Source organism: Roseibium sp. R5 (genome assembly GCF_055755305.1).
Map to the genome: position 1 here is coordinate 3,879,547 of NZ_CM146910.1, position 15,063 is coordinate 3,894,609.

The window sequence follows — 15,063 nt, forward strand, 5'->3', positions numbered from 1 at the left end:
TGGAGAAACTGTTCCCGGCACTGCGGTCACCCCGGGCGAACGAGGTGAGACCCGGGGCCCACTCATTTGCAGAGCCTAGCGCGCAATAACTAGCGGATGCCGATCGACTGATAGGGAACTCCGGCTTTGCCATGCAGCACTGCGAGTGGACCCCGGAACTTTGCTCCGCTCCGTCCGGGGTGACACTTACAGGGTATTCGACACCCAGGACTCCAACGCACTCAGAGACCTTTTCAATTTGCAAAACCGGTCTTGCACAATTGCTAAGCCCTACCTGTTTCCAAAAATGCAAAATCACCACAAGTTTCTGTTTTTGTTACATATTTAAATCAAAAATGAATTGGCCCAGCTCTTGAAAGGATCCAGCCAAATGGATCAAACGAGGGCCACAGCTATGAAGCTGAAACCGAAACTCTACACTGCTGCATTGACTCTGACCGCGTGCCTCGCTCTGGCCCCGGTTGCGTTCAACGGTGTGGTTGACGCTTACAACCACAACCAAATCGTCGATCTCGGTCTCGACAAAACGGAAATCAGCGTCAAGGCGCATTATCCGCTCTACAAGATGATCGAGTATCCGCGCATCAAGGCGCCGACGGTTGTTCTGGGTGACAGCCGCGCGCGTGCGCTTCAGGACAAGTACTGGCAGGAGCTCGGCCGCGACGACGTCTACAATTTCGCCTATGGCGGGGCGACCGTTTTCGAGATCTACGACACCTTCCAATATCTGAAGGAAAACGCGGAACTGGAAACATTGATCGTCAGCCTACCGCTCCGGTCCATGGATGCCCGGTTCAAGGGCGGCATGAACCGCGTACCGGAAGCGATCTCGCTCGCAAATGATCCGTTCGGCTATTACACGAACTGGTTTGTTGCCAAGATCGGTTGGGCGCTTTTGCAGGACCGCTACCCGCAGGTCTTCGAAGCGGTCGAGAAGCTGGCGCTGTCCCCCATTTCTGAAGCGAAGGCTGCTGAACTCAGCGGTCTTGAAACGCTCTCCGTCGACGCACTGCTAGATCCTGCTTTATGCGACGAGTGCATCTTGCAGACACCGAACGGCACATTGATCCTGCCGGCTGTTTATCACGGCCGGCGACTCGGTCTGGGCCACTGGGCACGCTACTGGCCGGACATTGCAATTGACCGGGATCTCCCGTCTCTGTTCGCCAAGCAGGTTGGCACCAATGGTGCAGCTGACTGGCGGCGGTTCAAGCAATCAGAAGACCTGTGGGCGATGGTCGAAGAGATCGCCGCCTGGTGCGACGAAAACGAAGTCGAGCTCATCTTCTTCATTCCACCGACGATCTCCGAGATGCAGCAACGCATCAATGACTTCGGACTTGCTGCCGCAAACCACAAGTTCCGTGACCGGCTCTCAAAACTTGCACCCATCGTAGACATGGATTTCGACACCGGATTTACCCGGGATCTAAAGAATTTCACCGACGCCTATCACTTTGGGTCCAACCCGGCCCGCAAAATCGTAGGCGAACTCTTGCAAGTCATCGATGGCGATAAGGCACGGGTCAAGACGGCGATGGACCGCCGGGCTGATATCGCCTGCCCGGTGCGTGCAGACGACATCACCCAAACCCACAACGAAGGCCCCCTTCAACTGATTGAGGGCACATCCTGCAGGATCTGGAGGCAAATCAATGGCTAAGTCGAACAAGACCCTGGAAGAAGCCCTGATCTGCGTAACCGGTTTCGTGATTGGCGCCATCGCCGCCTCAAGCTTCACCCCGATGCCTGTAACCACTGCAGTGGAACCGAACCGCATTGATTGGCTGTTTGATCATGCTGAGCCCATGTACCGGCAAACGTCGACCGAAGGAGAACAGCCGGTCTTTGAAATGGAGTTGCTGAAATGACCCGCAAGCCATTGAACCGAAACATTCTAAAAGCAGCCATTGTCGCCGCGATTATCGGTGGAGCGGGTGCTGTCGCACTCTCCGGCGATGCAGTTCGCCCGACAGCAAAGGCTGAGCGGATCGATCCCACGATCGAGGAGATGATCAAACAGGCCCGCGGTCTTCAGAAAGTCGGCCGCTGGGAAGCTGCCGCCGATCTCCTGACCCAGCTTGCCAGCGATGGTCATCCGGTTGCCCTTTATCACCTGGGCCGGGCCTACAAGAACGGCTGGGGCGTTGACGCGGACCTTGACCAAGCACGCCTGATCTTCATGGAAGCCGTGCGCTACTCCTTCGCCTATCGCGGCGAAACAGCTTATGAGCTCGGCCGCCTGTTCCAGCGCTCATCCGGCGAACGGTGTGCGGAAATCGCCTTGCAGTGGTTCCAAAAAGCCCTTGGTTGGGATTACCCGAAAGCGCACGTTCAACTTGCAAAGCACCATGAGCGCGGCATCGGAACAGAGCGCGATCTGACCCTCGCCTTTCATCATTACGAGAAAGCAGCGATTGCCGGATATCCGTCATCAACCATCAACTACGCCCGGATCCTTTTGAACGGCCGTTACGGCTCCACCCCCAACCCCGAACAGGCTCTGTTTTGGGCTGAGCGCGCCATTTCCGGTCTTGAAAAGAAAGCCCGAGACGGTTCTGCAAGCTCGGCCAAGACGTTGGGCAGGCTCTACCGGGACGGTGAATTCATGACGGCCGACCGGGCACTTGCCCGCGACTGGTTCCTGCGCTCTGCCGACCTCGGCGATGCTGGCGCCATGCATGATCTGGCGCTGATGCTGCTGGCAACCTCTGACGACAAGGACACTGTTCAAGAAGCGCTGAAATGGCTTCGCCTTGCTGCAAAAGCGGAACACGGCGGGGCTCTCACCGGCCTTGCCCGCCTGCATTTGAAGGAAAAACACGGCCTCGCTGCCGATGCAGCTATCGAGCTCCTAGAGCGCGGAGTAGCTGCTGGCCACCCGGGTGCCATGGAAGAGCTGGGCCGTCTTTATGCGAAAGGCAAGCTCGTGGAGCAGGACCGGACCAAGGCGTTCGAACTGGCCCGAAAAGGCGCCGACCGTGGCCACCAGGGCAGCGCCACTTTGCTCGAAGAGCTTCAGAAAACAGACGAAGCAAATCTCACCATTCTTCTGCGGACCGCTCCGCAAGACACCAGCAACAAGGAGGGCTGAGTCATGGTTTTCAGTTCCCTGGAATTCATCTACCTGTTCCTGCCGCCGGTCCTCATCGGTTACCTCGTGCTCCGTCATTGGGGCTGGGAAAACGGCATCATCTGGTGGCTGACCATTGCGTCGCTGGTGTTCTACGCCTGGTGGACCCCGGTTTATCTACCCCTTCTTTTGGGCTCCGTCGTGATCAACTACGGTTTTCACCGGGTGCTCCGGCAGGTTCGCGACAAGTTCATCCTGATCACGGGTATCGTCTTCAATCTCGCGCTGATTGCCGTCTTCAAATATGCCGACTTCTTTATCGGCAATGCGAACCTGGTGGCCGGTACGGACATCCCGATGCTGAACCTGGTCCTGCCTCTGGCGATCTCGTTCTTCACGTTCCAGCAGATCTCGTTCCTGATCGATACCTACAAGGGCGATATCATCAAGTGCGACTTCGGCCGCTACATGCTGTTCGTGGTGTTCTTCCCACAGTTGATCGCTGGTCCGATCGTCATGCAGAAGGAAACCATTCCGCAGTTCAAGCTGCCGGTGTTCCGCAACAAATTGGCACTCAACCTGGCAATTGGCGGCACACTGTTTGCGATCGGTCTCTTCAAAAAGATCGTACTGGCGGACGGCATCGCACCGTATGCCAACCAGGTCTTCTCCCTTGCCGAGGCCACCAACGGCGTTCCGCTTGAAGCTGCCTGGATCGGCGCGCTTGCCTATACCTTCCAGCTCTACTTCGATTTCTCCGGCTACTGCGACATGGCGCTTGGACTCGCCCGCCTGTTCGGCATCCGCCTGCCCGTCAACTTCAACTCGCCTTACAAGGCAACCAGCATTTCCGACTTCTGGCGCCGCTGGCACATCACGCTGTCGCACTTCCTGCGGGATTATCTCTACATCCCGCTGGGCGGCAACCGCAGTGGCCCGATCCGCCGCTATTCCAACCTCATGATCACCATGCTTCTTGGCGGTCTGTGGCACGGAGCAAGCTGGACCTTCGTCTTCTGGGGCGGTCTGCACGGCGCATATCTTGCGATCAATCACGGCTGGGATGCCCTGTCAAAGAAAGGCTATGTGCCGAACATCCTGCCCCGTCCGGTCGGCAACTTTCTGAGCCGCGGCGTCACACTCCTTGCCGTTGTTGTTGCCTGGGTGTTCTTCCGTGCCGAAAGCTTCACCGGCGCAAGCAACATCATCCACGGCATGACCGGCTTTTCCACGGTCTATGAGCCGAAGCTTTGGGAAGGCGCCTTGAGCGGAACCATGCAGGTCTGGGCCATGATGGTTGCTCTTGCCGCTATCGTCTTCCTTCTGCCGAACGCCATCGAGTTCACCGAGAAGTACAACCCGGTGCTTGGCTTGAAGAAGCTGGTGGCACAGCGCCGTTCTGAAGGGTTCCTGCCGGTGCGCTGGCAGCCAACCACAGGCTGGGCCCTTGGTGTCTCGGTCCTGTTCGGAATGGCGCTGATCCAGACCTACCGGCTCGCAGAAATGACCGAGTTCATCTACTTCAACTTCTGAGCGGAGACAGCTGATGCGCTCGCTTTTTCTGACACTCGCCTTCTCAACGGCCCTTTGTGCCGGATCACCAATAACTTGGGCCGCACCGGAGGCTGCGGCTCAAAACTCCCTTCTTGTTCTCCCTGCTCAAGGCCTCGAAGTGGATCTGAAAAGCGGAGATGTGACCCGCAAGGGCGTGACCGGCCAGTGCCTTGAAACCGTATCGAAGGCCGGGTCCAACCTTCTGGTGGTCGCGAAGACCCCTGGCGATGACAAACCGACCGTCTCGGTGGATGGCATGATCCGGGAGCTCGGTGGCCCTGATCAGGATGGCGCGCGCCTTGGCACCATTCGCCTCGCCCGCGATGGATCATTGGTCCACATGCGAACCTGGAAAACCGGCGACAAGCAGACCGAACTGCTTCAGGACGGCGTGGTTAGGCTCACATTCAAGCGCGGCACACTCGCGAAACTGTTGCGCTTTACCGAGGACCAGGCGCTTTTGCTGGTCACCCGGCAAGGCGAACCGGCGCAGCTCATCCGTCATAAACGTGACACCGATGGCCACATATCAGCGGAGCCGGAGGTTCTGCTGGATTTCGCTGGCTGCGCGCCCGAACGCGTCGTGGTTCGAGGCGATGTGCTCTGGGCCCGCATGGAATGCGAAGACACGGATACCGCCGGGATCTATCGGATAGACATTACCACAGGGTCCATTGAAGCGCCCGTCATGACAAGCGAAACCGCGGCCTTCATGACGCTTCCACGCACAGACCGTCCTGACGGGGAAGCCGTTCTGACAGTCTCTGGTTCGCCTGCCGGTATGAACTTCTACTACGCATCCACCGGGCTGCTTGCCGCTCAGACCGGTGAGGTGCGGGCCTGCTCATCGGATGCAGAAGGATTGCAAAGCTGGAACCAGAGTTACCGGCTTCGGGCCCTCGCCGCCCTTTACGAAAAAACCGGAGATCCTGTCTTTGCGGCGCTTGCCCGCAAGTCGATCCGCCTCACCCTTGCCGCTCAGGACGGCGTCAACGGACGTACCACAGATCAAAACCCTTCTTGTGGCTGGAGTTCAACGATCTACGCGACGAACACCGACGATCGGATGACCCTGATGATCAATCAGGCGATGATTGCCAACAGTCTTGCAAATGCATGCAAAATCCTTGGCGAAGGATGCACGGAGGATCTGGCAGGCAAGATTGCCGAAACACAGGCCTGCCTTGCTAATACATACGAACCGGATTTCGACGTGGGCGCCGGGCTCTACCGGATCAACGGAGACATCGACTTCAGGTTCAAGGGCAGCATTGCTCCCTGGAACTGGCAGGTGACAATGGCCGGATTGCTGAAGGACCTTCCAGATCCTGCCCTCACAGCCCGAAGCACATCCATTATGGAAGGTTTTTATGACGAATGGAGTGCGGACGAAAATGGCGCCCTTTTCCGCTACTGGCCAAAGGCGGCTTTTGAAGACCGTGACGGCTCACCGTCAAAACGTGCCGGCGAGCGTTACGAAGATACAGGTCATGCCGGGATATCGCTGCTGAGTGCAGCCGAATTCCCGGATCTGATGACCAGCGACCATGTGGCCGCGCTCAAAAGCCGGGAAGACTTCCTGCTCACATTCGGTGCTGAAACCCCGCGTGATCTGGATGGCGCCGGACCGATCGGGCCCCGCTGGTTCCCGGCAGGCGGCTGGTCTTCCATACCGTCTGAAGCGTTCAAGAAACGATTTGCGGGGCCAGTCCCCGGCGTTCAGTCGGCCGATACGGTCTTCGCCTATGCAAACCTCTTTGATCCTGACGCGGACTTCCAGCTCACGCTCAAAGTTCACAGTTGCACAGACAGCTGCGAGCCGCACCGCACTTACACTTATAAAAGCTGGCAGGCCTTCATGGGAGATAATCCGTTCTTCAAATTGCAGCCGGATTAAAGCCCGGCTGCAACCAAGACCTGAATCCTACGTTTTTCTATAAAGTGAAATTTTACATCCTATGGCCAAACTACCCACAGGGAACAGCCGAAGTGTTTTGAATTCGCAAAACGCACCAGCCAGGGACAAATCCATGCGGAAGTGGATATCTGATGTCGCGCAGGACGCCACTTTCTGGCTGGTCCTCGTATTCATATGTGCATCTGCAATTTCGGCATACGTCATCGCGGTCGACTTTGGCCAAAAGGCGCGTACCGCCGATCTTTCCGCAGCCGCCCAAGCGCAGAATGAACTGCTGACCGCGACCCGCTCTTTTTATTCACGCGAAGTGGTCGACAAACTCTACTCTTCCCAAGATGTCACCGTTAGTCATGACTATCATGGGAACGAACTGACAATTCCTGCTCCCGTCTCCATGACGTTGGCGCTGGAAAATGAACTGGCGCTTCTTGGTGCGAAGAGCCGGATCCGGATGTTATCCAATCATCCCTGGCCCTGGCGCCATGACCGGGAAATCGATGATTTCGAGCGTGAAGCTCTGACAGCCCTGGTAGCGAACCCGGAACAGCCGTTTCAACGGCTTGAACAGCGCGAAGATGGTAACGTTTTCCGCAGCGCCACCGCCGTTCGTATGGAAGGAAGCTGTGTCGCTTGCCACAACACACATCCAGACTCACCCAAGACCGATTGGGAAGTTGGTGACATTCGTGGCATTCAGGAAGTCGTGCTCCCGGCGAGCGCGCTTTACGGCGGCAGCCTGACATCGATCAACAGCCTGATCGTGATGTTGGGCATCGCCTTTCTGGCGGCAGCTGCATTGACTTTTGTGCTTTCGTCACAGCGCCAGAAAGCTCTGACGCGTGTGCATGATCTTGCCGATGCGGAGCGGGAAAAAAATGCCGCCCTTGAAGCGGCCATCATCCGCGCCGAAACCGGCGAAGCGCAAGTCAATGCCGTCTTGGAAACGATGCTGGATGGTGTTGTGACGTTGTCTCCATCCGGCGATCTCTTGAGTGCCAATCCGGCGGCGCTGCAAATGTTCGGTGTTAAATCTTTAGAAGATCTGTCCGGCAAACGGATCTGCGACATTCTTCCAGAAGAAGATGCACATGTCCTGCCCTTCGCGTGTTGCTCGGGAAAGTCTGCGCCTCTTGCAACAGACAAGAACCGCTTTGAAGTCACAGGCCGCCGTTTTGACGGAAGTCTCTATCCTGTCGAACTGTCTCTTTCCAAAACCATCGTCGAGGGCCAGGACACCTACACCGCAATCTTGCGCGACCTCACCGAGCAAAAAGCCGCGGCTGCGAAATTGCAGCAAGCAGAAACCCGCCTCGTGGATGCCATTGAGTCACTACCCGACGGCTTTGTTCTCTATGACGCCGAAGACCGGCTGGTTCTGTGCAATAGCAAGTACAAGGAGTTCTACAGCAGCAGCGCCGATCTGATCCGGCCTGGCCGAACGTTCGAAGAAATCATCCGGGAAGGCGCGCAACGCGGCCAATATCAAGTCTCGGGACAAGTCCTGGAGGACTGGATTGAATTGCGGATGCAGAACCACCGAAACCCGGGTGCTCCCATGGAACAGCATTTGGACGACGGTCGGTGGTTGCGCGTGATTGAATCGCGGACAAGCGAAGGCGGCATGGTCGGTTTCCGTGTCGACATCACGGAACTTAAAAAACGCGAACAGGAACTGGTCAGCAGCCAGGGCCTGTTGCGCAATGTGGTCTCCGCCTCCTTCGACGGCATCATCGTCATGGATGGCAGCGGAACCGTTCTCGACTTCAGTCCAGCCGCCGAAGAGGTGTTTGGCTGGACTGCCACTGAACTCGTTGGGCAAAAAATGTCCGACTACATCATTCCCGACAAATACCGCGCAATGCACGATGCCGGTCTGGAGAAGTTCCTGAAAACCGGAGAAGGGCCGGTTCTCGGAAAGCGGATCGAGATCGAGGGCCTTCACAAGGAAGGACATGAGATCATCGTGGAACTCGCAATCCGCCACACGCGCGGTGAGAAGGGACCACTGTTCCTCGGCTATGTCCGAGACATCACGGAACGCAAAGCCGCTGAAGAGGCCCTTCGGATTGCCAAGGAAAAGGCAGAAGCCGCGAACGAGGCCAAGGCACAATTCCTCGCCATGATGAGCCACGAAATCCGCACCCCAATGAACGGGGTGTTGGGTATCTTGAGCTTGCTACGGGATACCGATCTTGACCCCGGCCAAAAAGCATATGTGAAAACGGCCCGTGAATCGGGTCGCTCCTTGCTGGAACTCATCAACGATATTTTGGACTTCTCCAAACTTGAAGCAGGACGGACCGAGCTCGAAAAAGCGCCCTTCCGGCTCAAGACCGTCGTTAAGAGCATTGCCGACTTGTTCATGCCGATTGCCCAGGAAAAGGGGCTGACAATTGACCTGAACTATCCGGCCAACGTTCCACAGGTGGTAAGCGGTGATTCAGGCCGGTTGCGGCAAGTGTTGCTGAACCTGGTGTCCAATGCGGTCAAGTTTACCGAAATCGGGTCAATCGATATCAGCGTTTCCCTCGACAAGGACGATCCGGTTCAGCCTGTGTTCCGTTTTACCGTCAAGGATACGGGCATTGGTATCGCAAAGGACAAGCACCAGACACTGTTCGGAGATTTCGTCACAGTCGACACGAGCTATACCAAAAAGCAGGGTGGCACGGGGCTTGGGCTGGCCATCAGCAAACGCCTCTCCAACTTGATGGACGGGGAGATCCACGTGGAGAGCCTGCCCGGCGCGGGCAGCACCTTCCATTTCTGCGTTCCTCTTGAGCGTGCCGACGATGCTATCGAGTTGCCCGAACCTGAAGTCGCCATGCTGGAGGAACACATTCCAGACGGTTTGACCGTCTTGGTTGCCGAAGACAACGCGACCAATCAGATCGTGGTCTCGCACGCGCTTGAACGAGCTGGCTGTGACATTGATATTGCCAACAACGGCAAGGAGGCGGTCATCGCTGCCCAGAACCGCGATTATGACTGCATCTTGATGGATATCTCGATGCCTGAAATGGATGGCCTCGAAGCTGCTCAACACATTCAAAACGGGCGGCGGAACGCAAAAACGCCCATCATTGCCCTAACCGCTTATGCCTTGCGCGGCGATAGAGAACGGTTCCTCGCAGCCGGCATGTCCGATTTCCTGTCAAAGCCTGTAGAGAAGCAGGATCTTTTGGCGTGCATTGCCCGCAATGTCCGACACCATGCTCCCAAGCTGGACCATGCCGCGCCGCAGGATGCGTCTCTGGAACTCGGCGAAGCCCGCACCCTCCTCGCGGACATGCCACCGGAATTACAGGAAAAGCTCCTAAATCAATTCGAAGCCGACACTCGTGAGAAAAGCGAAGCGGCACGCCTTGCGGCTCAAACGCATGATTTCACCCAGTTGGAACGCGCCACACACGCCCTGAAAAGTGTTGCGGGCACCTTTGGAGCAACGCGATTGACCACGATTGCGGCGGAAATCAACACTCTGGTCCGCGAAGAAAAAACAGCTGCGGCCCTTACACGGGTGGACGAACTCCAATCAATAAGTGACGATACGTTAGCAGATGTGAAAGCTTTGGCGGGCGAGATGGGGATCAACTTGACCTCTGATCCATGATAGCTCCGCAAGACTTTGAGGGAATTGATTTGAAAGTTCTGATTGTCGAAGACACGCTGTCTCTTGCAACCGTTTATGAGCACCATCTGTCCCGTGCCGGGATAGAAACGACCCATGTGGAAACCGGTCAAGCGGCCCTTTCCAAGATCCGCAAGGGCGGCATCAGCGTCGTACTTCTCGATCTGCAACTGCCCGACATGAATGGCCTTGAAGTCCTGGCGACCGTTCGGGAGGAACAGTTGCCGGTGACGGTCGTGGTTGTAACCAGCTCCGGATCCATCAAGACGGCGGTCGACGCCATGCAGGCCGGCGCCTACGACTTCATCGTCAAACCGGTTGCCGAAGAGCGCCTGATCACAACGACCCGTAACGCGCTGGAGCGTGAAACCCTCACCGAAGTCGTTGCAGAGGTCAGAAAACCGTCCGGCGGGAAAGCCAATCACGGCTTTGTCGGCTCGTCCCTGCCCATGACCGCTGTCTACAAAATGATCGAAAGCGTCGCCCGATCCAATGCGTCTGTCTTCATCACAGGAGAAAGCGGCACCGGCAAGGAGGTCTGCGCAGAAGCCATCCACAAATCCAGCCCCCGCGCAAAAAAACCATTTGTGCCGCTCAATTGCGCGGCCATTCCGAAAGATCTGATCGAATCTGAGATTTTCGGCCACGTGAAAGGCGCTTTTACCGGGGCGACGGGGGATCGGGATGGAGCGGCTGCCCGCGCGGACGGCGGCACCCTTTTCCTCGACGAAATTTGTGAATTGGAACTGAGCCTGCAGGCCAAATTGCTGCGTTTTCTGCAAAGCGGCACAGTCCAGAAAGTTGGCAGCGACAAGCTGACCAAAGTCGATGTGCGCATCGTCTGCGCGACGAACCGGGATCCGCAGGAAGAAGTCGAAGCTGGCCGCTTCCGCGAAGACCTCTATTACCGTCTTCATGTCCTGCCTATCGGACTGCCACCCTTACGCGCTCGCGGCGCCGACATTTTGGAACTAGCCCGGCATTTTCTAACCAAGTTCGGCAACGAAGAAGGCAAGACGTTTGAAGGCTTTTCAGTGGAAGCCGAAGAGCTTTTGATGCGCCATCCCTGGCCCGGCAACGTCAGGGAAATGCAAAACACGATCCGCAATCTGGTTGTTTTGAATGAAGGCCCGATTGTCGAGGTGGACATGCTGGCAACGCTTCAGGGACGTCAACCCTCAGCGCCCAAACCCGCACAAGCCGTTCCCCTCAGTGTGCCTCAGGCGGCAAGCCCGGCTGCAACGGTTGTCAGCGACACGGGCGATGTTTGGCCGCAGATTACATTGTCTCTCGGTCAACCCTTCGAAACGCTTGAACGCAGCATCATCGAAGCAACGATTGACGCTTGCGGAGGAAGCCTGCCGAAAACCGCACGTATTCTCCAAGTCAGTCCCTCAACCCTTTACCGCAAGAAGGAAATCTGGGCCGCCCAAGACGGGGACGACACCGGCGTTGCCGGCTCCGCACCGGACGAGGACGATATGGCTGTCAATTCCTGACAGCCTCTGCCGACAGCCCACTTGCTATTTCTGTTAGGCACCACTCGCCCTGATCATGGTCTCGGCAATCCCGACCGCGGCTGCGTGGGATGTAATTGGCAGAGCGCCGTTCAAAAGGTCTTGTTGAACCCGTTTTCGGGACCGCAGCCTGAGTTGCATTTCCTCCAGATCGCCAGGACATGGATCACTGAGCTGGATGACATGGCGGGCGACAAAGATATGTCCGAGCGCGACCCGTTGGTTTCCGTGAAGCACCAGGGCCGGTCCTGCGGTCCAGCGGCCACCGCCATAGCCCGTTTCTTCCAGAAGCTCCCGGCGGGCAGCAAACTCAGGGTTCTCACCAGGATCAATTTGCCCGCCCGGGAGTGTCAGACACACATGTCCAACACCATGCTTGTATTGCTCCAGAAGCAGAACTTCGTCTTTCTCCGTAACAGCATAGACTGTCGCATAGGTCGGCAGGTCTATCTGATAATAATCCTCCACACGGGTATGATCAGGCAACTCGACTGTCTGTCGAAGGACTTTCAGCCGATCTCCGGCTTCAAACACCTTTTCACTGCCCAAAAGCGTCCAGGACGTCTGTTCCAGAGGTATGATTGGCAATCCCATCTCACGCCTCGACCAGTTCGCCGGCCCGCTCATTCACGGCGGCTTCTTGTTGCGTGAGACGGCGGAACTCATAGCTCAGCAGCTGACTGACATCGCCCGGCCCTTTGATTGTCGAGAGAACGTCTGCAGTGCCAAAAGCATCGCAGAGCGGACTGGCGTAGGATCCGGCGGCTTGCGGTGTCACATAGCCGATCAGGCGTGCATTCTTGTGCCGCTTGAGCAGATGGCTGACCACGAGAGCTGATGAAAACGTCCGAGGGACGATCATCAGGCTTGTATCGGTGTCGCGGTAAACATCGTGATCCGGAAACCGGGCTTTGAATTCATGGGTAATGGTCGCGAGCTCAGAATGCTCTTCCTCCCATGCGGCATAGTCTTTTATCTGGCGAAGCGTTGATTGATAACCCGCGATGCAGAGACGCAGAGACGCGGAACCACTTTCCAGCATCGGCGCTTGTTTTTCCGGGTACGTGCTTTTCTGAACGACCTTGACCATGAACTCATAAAGATCGTCGGAAAACTCATGCTCATGCTGCACGACGAGATCTTCACCGACCCAGAGTTCCGTGCCTCCGGCTGCGAACAGACCGGCACATGCAGCGCGGACCGGTGCCGGGATACGGGTCATCATGTCCGTGATGCTGGTGTTGGACAGAATGTAGCATGCGCGTTTGCGCGCAAATGCGCTCAAGTACCGCGCGAATTCCAGATCCATCTGACCTTTCGGGCTTGGCACGAGCGCATCAAGATCGAACAGATAGACGTCATTTACCGGGACCGGGTCCGTCCAGCCAATGGGGCCGGTGACTTGTCCGACTGGGGCGAATACCGCTTGTGGAAACATGACAGCCTCTCCTTTGCGAGAATTTTAGTTGCAGACAGCTTTGCAACAGGCTTGCCAAATGGAACGGCCGTGTCCGGTTGGGTGATTTACTGAATAAATACAGGCACCTATCTGAATTTTCAAACTACCGGATAACGAATATGCCATTTATCATTTCTGATTTCCGGAAGCGTTCTTTTTGAATTCGCGAAATCCGAACTGTTGTTTGTTACGAAATTTGGTGTGTCCAAAAATCCGGCTATCAGGCTTTATTATATAGGCAGTGTTTCATCGGCTCTTGGTTTGAGAAATTCGGGGGATTGACCACACACTTGCGTATTTCCGAAAACCCGAATTTTGTTTGTCCGAATTTGAATTTTTGTTTTCAAAATCGAAAGATCAACAGACCCGGAGTTTTTGTGAGATTTTTTGTAAATTACTGTTTTTACTTATCTTTTCCATGCCAATTCGATTTGGCACGGCGCTTGTAACTGTCGTCCCAGGACCATCACACTGGGAGCAGTGAAATGAAAATGCATGTAGGAAAATTCGAAGCCGTTCAAACTCTCGACGCTTTTGACTGGCGCCTCATTGAAACCAAAGACACCATCAGCGTCATCGGCCTGGGATATGTTGGAGCCGTTTCCCTCGCCTGCCTGAGCTCGCTTGGCCACAAGGTCATCGGCGCCGACATTGATGCCAAGAAAGTCGATTCCATCTCCTGGGGCCAGAGCCCGATCGTTGAAGACCAGCTCGGCGACTTGCTGACCGCGGGTGTCAATGACGAGCTGCTGACCGCGACCACCGATGTTGCGCAAGCGGTTATGGACTCAGACGTAACGTTCGTCTCCGTTGGCACTCCGACAAGCGAAGACGGCGGCTGCGACACGCGCGCCATTAAAGCGGTTGCCCGGTCTATCGGCACTGCAATCGCGGCCAAGGACGAATTCCATGTCGTCGTTTTGCGCTGCTCCGTTCCTCCGGGAACGACACTCGAGATCATGACCCCGATCATCGAGGAAGTGTCCGGCAAGCGGGCCGGACAGGACTTCGGCGTATGTTTCAATCCGGAGTTCTTGCGGGAAGGTACGGCTGTTGCCGATTTCCATGCACCGCCAAAAACAGTCATCGGTGTTACGGATGAGCGCACCGCGAACATCTTGAAAAAGATCTATGCACCCGTTGACGACAACCCGATTGTCACCTCTGTCGATGTCGCCGAGCTGGTAAAATATGTCGACAATGTCTGGCATGCCACGAAGGTAAGCTTTGCCAATGAAGTTGGCCGCCTTTGCAAGCCGATGGGGATCGACAGTCACAAGGTCATGGACATCTTCGTCCAGGACACGAAGCTGAACTTGTCGCCTTACTACCTGAAACCTGGTTTTGCCTTTGGCGGCTCTTGCCTGCCGAAGGAAGTCCGCGCCGTTTCGCATCTTGCAGAACAGCTGAACGTCAACGTTCCGCTCATCGACTCGCTGATCCCGACCAACGACCAGCAAGTCGAAGAGGCAATCGAGATGGTTCGCAAGACCGGTGCCAAGAAAGCCGCCATTCTGGGCGTCGCGTTCAAGCCGGGCACGGACGACTTGCGCGAAAGCCCGGTTCTGGAAGTGATTGCGGCCCTGCGCGCTGAAGGCGTGGAGGTCACCGCTTACGACCCGGCCATCGTGCCTGGTCCGCATATCGCACAACAGTTTGAATATATGCAGCACGCTTCGCCGCATCTCAAAGCTGTTGTCGATGCCTTGCCCGACTTCCTGAAACAGACCCCGGAAGAGGCCATCGCGGACGCTGATGCAATCATCGTTTCGCAAAACGGTCCGGCCATTCGGAGTGTGATGAGATCCAAAAAGGAAGACGCGGCAGTGGTGGATTTGGTCCGCCTGCACGCTGAACCGCCGGCATGCTCCCGCTATGCGGGGATCGGCTGGTAGGACCATCCACTCCCGT

Annotated in this window: 10 protein-coding genes; 8 read left to right on the top strand and 2 right to left on the bottom strand. The window is 56.4% G+C overall.

Going from position 1 to position 15,063, the window contains the following annotated elements; translation table 11 throughout:
* Positions 1-370: 370 nt before the first annotated feature.
* The 7 genes from AC0J4F_RS18165 (at position 371) to AC0J4F_RS18195 (ending at position 11,675) form a co-directional block, all read left to right on the top strand.
* Positions 371-1,663 carry a hypothetical protein gene (locus tag AC0J4F_RS18165; protein WP_473024251.1) on the top strand — a complete coding sequence of 431 codons (1,293 nt, stop codon included), beginning with the start codon at positions 371-373 and terminating at the stop codon, positions 1,661-1,663.
* Entirely contained in the window at positions 1,656-1,871 is a 216-nt protein-coding gene (locus AC0J4F_RS18170) for a hypothetical protein (RefSeq protein WP_133949920.1), read from the top strand. Before AC0J4F_RS18165 ends, AC0J4F_RS18170 begins: the two co-directional genes overlap by 8 nt.
* Entirely contained in the window at positions 1,868-3,094 is a 1,227-nt protein-coding gene (locus AC0J4F_RS18175) for an SEL1-like repeat protein (protein WP_473024252.1), read from the top strand. Before AC0J4F_RS18170 ends, AC0J4F_RS18175 begins: the two co-directional genes overlap by 4 nt.
* 3 nt (positions 3,095-3,097) lie before the next feature.
* Positions 3,098-4,606 (top strand): MBOAT family O-acyltransferase, encoded by a 1,509-nt coding sequence (locus AC0J4F_RS18180; RefSeq protein ID WP_473024253.1) that lies wholly within the window; start codon positions 3,098-3,100, stop codon positions 4,604-4,606.
* A 13-nt stretch (positions 4,607-4,619) separates the two neighbouring features.
* Positions 4,620-6,524, top strand: a complete 1,905-nt coding sequence (locus AC0J4F_RS18185) for a hypothetical protein (protein ID WP_473024254.1) — start codon at positions 4,620-4,622, stop codon at positions 6,522-6,524.
* Between the two features lie 133 nt (positions 6,525-6,657).
* Positions 6,658-10,158 (top strand): PAS domain S-box protein, encoded by a 3,501-nt coding sequence (locus AC0J4F_RS18190; protein WP_473024255.1) that lies wholly within the window; start codon positions 6,658-6,660, stop codon positions 10,156-10,158.
* A complete protein-coding gene (locus AC0J4F_RS18195) occupies positions 10,155-11,675 on the top strand; it encodes a sigma-54-dependent transcriptional regulator (RefSeq protein WP_473024256.1) in 1,521 nt (506 codons plus the stop codon). Before AC0J4F_RS18190 ends, AC0J4F_RS18195 begins: the two co-directional genes overlap by 4 nt.
* Positions 11,676-11,708: 33 nt before the next feature.
* Here the strand turns inward: AC0J4F_RS18195 and AC0J4F_RS18200 are convergent, their stop codons facing one another.
* Positions 11,709-12,287 (bottom strand): NUDIX hydrolase, encoded by a 579-nt coding sequence (locus AC0J4F_RS18200; RefSeq protein ID WP_473024257.1) that lies wholly within the window; start codon positions 12,285-12,287, stop codon positions 11,709-11,711.
* Between the two features lies 1 nt (position 12,288).
* Positions 12,289-13,131 (bottom strand): hypothetical protein, encoded by an 843-nt coding sequence (locus AC0J4F_RS18205; RefSeq protein WP_473024258.1) that lies wholly within the window; start codon positions 13,129-13,131, stop codon positions 12,289-12,291.
* A gap of 506 nt (positions 13,132-13,637) precedes the next feature.
* On the opposite strand from AC0J4F_RS18205, the gene AC0J4F_RS18210 reads away from it, so the two are divergent.
* Entirely contained in the window at positions 13,638-15,047 is a 1,410-nt protein-coding gene (locus AC0J4F_RS18210; protein ID WP_473024259.1) for a nucleotide sugar dehydrogenase, read from the top strand.
* The last annotated feature ends 16 nt before the right edge of the window (positions 15,048-15,063 follow it).

Bases quoted from the DNA above. Each gene is read 5' to 3' on its own strand.
- AC0J4F_RS18180 (WP_473024253.1), top strand. From the start codon at position 3,098: ATGGTTTTCAGTTCCCTGGAATTCATCTACCTGTTCCTGCCGCCGGTC.
- AC0J4F_RS18195 (WP_473024256.1), top strand. From the start codon at position 10,155: ATGATAGCTCCGCAAGACTTTGAGGGAATTGATTTGAAAGTTCTGATT.
- AC0J4F_RS18210 (WP_473024259.1), top strand. From the start codon at position 13,638: ATGAAAATGCATGTAGGAAAATTCGAAGCCGTTCAAACTCTCGACGCT.
- AC0J4F_RS18205 (WP_473024258.1), bottom strand. From the start codon at position 13,131: ATGTTTCCACAAGCGGTATTCGCCCCAGTCGGACAAGTCACCGGCCCC.
- AC0J4F_RS18170 (WP_133949920.1), top strand. From the start codon at position 1,656: ATGGCTAAGTCGAACAAGACCCTGGAAGAAGCCCTGATCTGCGTAACC.
- AC0J4F_RS18185 (WP_473024254.1), top strand. From the start codon at position 4,620: ATGCGCTCGCTTTTTCTGACACTCGCCTTCTCAACGGCCCTTTGTGCC.
- AC0J4F_RS18165 (WP_473024251.1), top strand. From the start codon at position 371: ATGGATCAAACGAGGGCCACAGCTATGAAGCTGAAACCGAAACTCTAC.
- AC0J4F_RS18175 (WP_473024252.1), top strand. From the start codon at position 1,868: ATGACCCGCAAGCCATTGAACCGAAACATTCTAAAAGCAGCCATTGTC.
- AC0J4F_RS18190 (WP_473024255.1), top strand. From the start codon at position 6,658: ATGCGGAAGTGGATATCTGATGTCGCGCAGGACGCCACTTTCTGGCTG.
- AC0J4F_RS18200 (WP_473024257.1), bottom strand. From the start codon at position 12,287: ATGGGATTGCCAATCATACCTCTGGAACAGACGTCCTGGACGCTTTTG.